Origin of the sequence: Moorena sp. SIO3B2 (genome assembly GCF_010692525.1) — a bacterium.
Taxonomy (GTDB): domain Bacteria; phylum Cyanobacteriota; class Cyanobacteriia; order Cyanobacteriales; family Coleofasciculaceae; genus Moorena; species Moorena producens.
Map to the genome: position 1 here is coordinate 1 of NZ_JAAHHE010000911.1, position 1,271 is coordinate 1,271.

Annotated in this window: 1 protein-coding gene; it reads right to left on the reverse strand. The window is 43.7% G+C overall.

Annotated elements, in window-relative coordinates:
- Positions 1-189 precede the first annotated feature (189 nt).
- On the reverse strand, positions 190-1,271 hold a 1,082-nt coding region (locus F6K38_RS42290), incomplete at its 5' end, for a dihydrolipoyl dehydrogenase family protein (protein ID WP_287360856.1).

Sequence of the window (1,271 nt, forward strand, 5' to 3'; positions counted from 1 at the left end):
TCACCGCCGTTTGACCTGTACCGTAAATCAGTTGGTTAGGCTTGTGCAGGGGTTTGTACTGGAATTCAGTTGGTTGGCTGGTTGCTGTCATTTTAATGCAGAAGTTTAAGCTTGAATGTTGACTGTTCAATTTTAAATTTTAACTGTTAAATGTTTAAGGTTTAAGCGTGAATTAATGGTAATCAACATTCATTTTGACCAACTACGGCGTAGGTTAAAGAAGCCTTCCAGAAAGTTTTTTAAAGTCTGATTACGACTCATTCGTTGATGTTGCCACTGGATTGCTGTTTTATTAAAAATCTCTGACAATGTGGGATAGGGATAATAGACATTTGCTAACACACCCAATTGAATTTTCTGCTGAATCGCTAAGGTAATTTCCCCGATTAATTCTGTTGCTTGTGATCCAACTATGGTTGCTCCTAAAATTGTCCCATTGCCCCCCACTACCAGTTTCATATACCCAGTGGTTTTGCCCAGGAGCTGAGCCTGATCTAAGTCTTTGAAATATTCTCGAATCACCCAAACATTCTTGCCATAGCGCTTTCTAGCTTCTACTTCTGTCAGACCGACCCGTGCTAACTGGGGTTGAGTTAAGACTGTCCAGGGAATGCTGTGATAATCCACCTTAAAGCAGGGGAAAAACAATGCATTCTTCAGGGCAATGCTGGCTTGATACTGGGCAATATGGGCACAGGGATAACTACCAGCCATCTTGCCACAGCTATAGATACGGGGATTAGTCGTTTGTAGCTTCTGATTGAGCTGAAGACCCTGCTGAGTGTACTTTATTCCAACCCCTTCTAGATTTAAGGATTCCACATTGGGTTGCTCACCCGTAGCCAGTAAAATAGCATCAGCTTCAATCGCCTTATTACCAGCCTGAACCCAGGTTTTTCCCTCAATCTCTCTGACCTGATCAACTCGACTATCGGTCAGAACTCGAATTCCCTCAGCTTCCAACTGAGCTTGTATGAGCCTAGATGCTTCTAGGTCTTCCTGGAACAAAATACGGGTAGTACTGACCACCAACGTTACCTCACAACCGAGTCTAGCTAAGGTCTGAGCTAGTTCTGGAGCAATAGGCTCATCACCAATTACTACCCAGCTTTTGGGTAGTGAAGGTTGGGAGGTTGAACCTGCCACCTTCAACTTTCCAACCTTCAACACTTTGTGCCAGATATCGTTTGGTGTGAAATAGTCTATGGTCTGTAACCCTTTGATATCGCTAATATCTGGGCGAGAGCCAGTAGCGATCAGATACGCACGAG